This window comes from Saccharothrix lopnurensis, from assembly GCF_042658445.1.
In the GTDB taxonomy this organism is placed as follows: domain Bacteria; phylum Actinomycetota; class Actinomycetes; order Mycobacteriales; family Pseudonocardiaceae; genus Actinosynnema; species Actinosynnema lopnurensis.
This window is the reverse complement of record NZ_JBHSQO010000092.1, coordinates 1-4,081: the sequence shown is the minus strand read 5'-3', so window position 1 is coordinate 4,081 and position 4,081 is coordinate 1. Positions and strand designations below refer to the sequence as shown.

General features: G+C 77.1%; 1 protein-coding gene. It reads right to left on the bottom strand.

From position 1 onward, the window contains the following. Positions 1-4,081: SDR family NAD(P)-dependent oxidoreductase (locus tag ACFP3R_RS37405; RefSeq protein WP_380643759.1), on the bottom strand; the 4,081-nt coding region annotated here is incomplete at both ends.

Below are 4,081 nucleotides of genomic sequence, written 5' to 3'. Positions count from 1 at the left end.
GAAGGCGCTGGACAGCTCACGACCCATGCCGACCCGCTGCGAACCCTGACCCGTGAACAGGAACGCGGTCAGACCGCCGCCCTCGACCCCGGTCACCACGCCGGGCGCGGCCGTCCCGGCGGCCACCGCCCGCAGCCGGGCCAGCAGCTCGTCGCGCGACGAGCCGACGACCACCGCCCGGTGCTCCAGCGCGGCCCGCGTGACGCCCAGCGACAGGCCCACGTCCACCGGTTCCAGCGACGCGGCCCGCGCCGCGAGCCGGGCGGCCTGGTCGCGCAGCGCTCCCGCGCCCCGCGCGCTCACCGGCCACGCCACCACGTCGGTGGGCACGGCGGCCGGTTCGGCGGGCGCGGGCTCGGCGGCGGGCGGCTCCTCGATGATGGTGTGCGCGTTCGTGCCGCTGACGCCGAACGAGGACACGCCGATCCGGCGGGGCGTCTCGCGCGCCGGCCACGGCCGCGCCTCGGTCAGCAGCTCGACCTCGCCGTCGCTCCAGTCCACGTGCGAGGAGGGCTCGGTGATGTGCAGGGACTTCGGCAGCAGCTCGTGCCGCAGCGCCAGCACCGACTTGATGATGCCCGCGACGCCGGCCGCGGCCTGGGCGTGGCCGATGTTGGACTTGATCGACCCCAGCAGCAGCGGCCGCTCGCGGTCCTGGCCGTAGGTCTTGAGCACGGCCTGCGCCTCGATCGGGTCACCCAGCGAGGTGCCGGTGCCGTGGCCCTCGACCGCGTCCACGTCCGCCGGGGCGAGGCCCGCGCTGGCCAGGGCCGCGCGGATCACCCGCTGCTGCGAGGGACCGTTGGGCGCGGTCAGGCCGTTGGACGCGCCGTCCTGGTTGACCGCCGTCCCGCGCACCACGGCGAGCACCGGGTGCCCGTTGCGGCGCGCGTCGGACAGCCGCTCCAGCAGCAGCACGCCGGCGCCCTCGGCCCAGCCGGTGCCGTCGGCGCTGTCGGAGAACGGCTTGCACCGGCCGTCGGGCGCGAGGCCGCGCTGGCGGGAGAACGCGATGAACGGGGTCGGCGTGGCCATCACCAGCACGCCGCCCGCCAGCGCCATCGAGCACTCCCCCGACCGCAGCGCCTGCGCGGCCAGGTGCAGCGCGACCAGCGACGACGAGCAGGCCGTGTCGATCGACACCGCCGGGCCCTCGAAGCCGAACGTGTAGGACACCCGGCCGGACAGCACCGCCGCGGACGTGGCCGTGGCCAGGTACGCCTCGACCTCCTCGGGCGCGTGGTCGAGCAGGTCCGCGTAGTCCTGGCCACCGGTGCCGAGGAACACGCCGACCCGCTTGCCCTGCAACGCCCTCGGGTCCACGCCCGCGCGCTCCACCGCCTCCCACGACAGCTCCAGCGCGAGCCGCTGCTGCGGGTCCATCGCGGTGGCCTCGCGCGGCGAGATGCCGAAGAAGGCCGCGTCGAACTCCCCCGCCCCGTGGACGAAGCCGCCCTCGTGGACGTAGCTGGTGCCGGGCCGGTCGGGGTCGGCGTCGTAGAGCGCCGCGCCGTCCCAGCCGCGGTCGGTCGGGAAGTCGGAGATCGCGTCCACGCCGTTGGCGACCAGCTCCCACAGGTCCTCCGGCGAGCGCACGCCGCCCGGGTAGCGGCACGACATGGCCACGATGGCGATCGGGTCGTCGTCCACCGCCCCGGCCACCGGCTCGACCTCGGCGGGGGCCGCGTCGCCCACCAGCTCCTCGTGCAGGAACCGGGCCAGCGCCACCGGCGTCGGGTGGTCGAACACCAGGGTCGCGGGCAGCCGCACCCCGGTCGCCTCGCCGAGCCGGTTGCGCAGCTCGACGGCGGTCAGCGAGTCGAAACCGAGGTCCTTGAACGCGCGACCCGGTTCGACCCCGGCGGGGTCCTGGTAGGCGAGCACGGTGGCCACGTGGGTCCGGACGACGTCCAGCAGTGCGCGGTGCTGCTCGGGTTCGGGCAGCGTGGCCAACCGGTCCGCCAGGGCGGACTCCGCCGGGGCCGGGTCCGCGGCCCCGCGGTCGAGGTCGAGCACCTCCCGGACCTCGGGCAGGGCGTGCAGCAGCGGCCGGGGCCGCGCGGCGGAGTAGGTGGGGGCGAACCGCTCCCAGTCGATGTCGGCCACGACCAGGTGGTGCTCGTCGTGGTCCAGGGCCTGCTGGAGCGCGCCGACGGCCAGGTGCGGCGCCATGGCCGGGATGCCGTGCAGGCGCAGCTGCTCGCCGAGGGCCTCCTCGTCGACCATGCCGCCACCGCCCCAGCCGCCCCAGGCCACGCAGGTGACCGGGGCGCCGCGGTGCCGGCGCTGGAGGGCGAGGGCGTCCAGGTGGGCGTTGGCGGCGCCGTAGCCCGCCTGCCCGGCCGAGCCCCACACGCCGGCGCCGGAGGAGAACAGCACGAACGCGTCCAGCTCGCGGTTCCCGAGCAGCTCGTCCAGGTGCCGGGCGCCGGCGACCTTGGCCCGGCCGGTCTCCACGAAGTCGGCCAGCGCGATGTCGCCCAGGTGCGCCTCGTCGGGCAGCACGCCCGCGGCGTGCACGACGGTCAGCGGCCCGTCGGGCAGCGAGGCCAGCAGCCCGGCCACGGAGTCGCGGTCGGCCACGTCGCACGCGGCCAACACCACGGTGGTGCCCCCGGCCTCCAGCTCGGCCTTCAGCTCGGCCGCGCCGGGCGCGTCCGGGCCGCGCCGGCTGGTGAGCACCAGGTGCCCCGCGCCGCGCTCGGCCAGCCAGCGCGCCACGTGCGCGCCGACACCGCCCGTGCCGCCGGTCACCAGCGCGGTGCCGCGCGGTGCCCAGTCGCGCCGGGCGGGGGTGGTCAGGGGCGCGCGCACGAGCCGGCGGCCCAGCGCACCGGCCGGGCGCAGCGCCACCTGGTCCTCGACGCCGTCGGCGAGCACGTCGCACAGCCGGTCGAGCAGGGCGCTGTCCAGCTCGGCGGGCAGGTCGACCACGCCGCCCCAGGTGAGCGGGTGGTCCAGGGACAGCACGCCGGCCAGGCCCCACAGGGACGCCTGCGCGGTGGAGGCGGGCGCCTCGAACGGGTCCGCGGCCACCGCGCCGGAGGTGACCACCCAGGTGGGCGCGGTGACGCAGGCGTCGCCCAGGGCCTGCACGAGGGTGACGGTGCGGGCCACGCCCTCGGTGAGGGTCGGGTGCACGGGGTGGGGCCGCTCGTCGGACGCGGTCAGCGCCAGCACGCCCGCCAGGTCCGGCGTCGCCACCTCGCCCAGCAGCCCGGCCAGCGCCTCGCGGTCGTGCCCGGCGGGCTCGACGGTCACCACCACCGCGCCGCGGGCGGTCAGCCGCTCCGTGACGGCGGCGGCGCGCTCGTCGGCGTCGGCCACCAGCAGCCAGCGGCCGGTCAGCGGCGCCCCGGTGGGTCGGCCGGTGGGCCGCCACACCACGCGGTAGCGCCACGAGTCGATCTCGGACCGCTCCCGGCTGCGGGTCCGCCACGACGCCAGCGCGGGCAGCACCCGGTCCAGCGCGCCGGGCTCGACCCCGAGCAGGTCGGCCAGCTCGGCGTTCTCCACGGCCCGCCAGAACTCGGCGTCGCCCTCGGCGGGCGCCTCGACCGCCGCCGTCGCGGGCACGACGGACTCCAGCCAGTACCGCTGCTTGCGGAACACGTGGGTGGGCAGCTCGACGCGCGTGCCACCGGGGTGCGCGGCCGCCCAGTCGGGCGCCAGGCCGTGCGCGTGCAGCCGGGCCACCGCGCAGGCGAACGAGGTGACCTCGTCGCGGTCCTTGCGCCGGGTGGCGGCCAGCACGGTCGTGCCGGGGTCGAGGAAGCCCTGCGCCATGCCGGTCAGCACGCCCTCGGGGCCGACCTCCAGGAACCGGGTGACCCCGCGCGACTCCAGGAACCGCACGCCGTCGTGGAACCGCACGGCCTGCCGCACGTGCCGGACCCAGTAGTCGGGCGAGCCGAGCGCGTCGGCGGTCTCACCGGTCACGTTGGAGACCACGGGGATGCGCGGCGAGTGGTAGGCGATCCCGGCGGCGACCTCGTGGAACTCCGCCAGCATCGGCTCCATCAACGGCGAGTGGAACGCGTGCGACACCGCGAGCCGCTTGGTGCGCCGGCCCTCCAGCTTC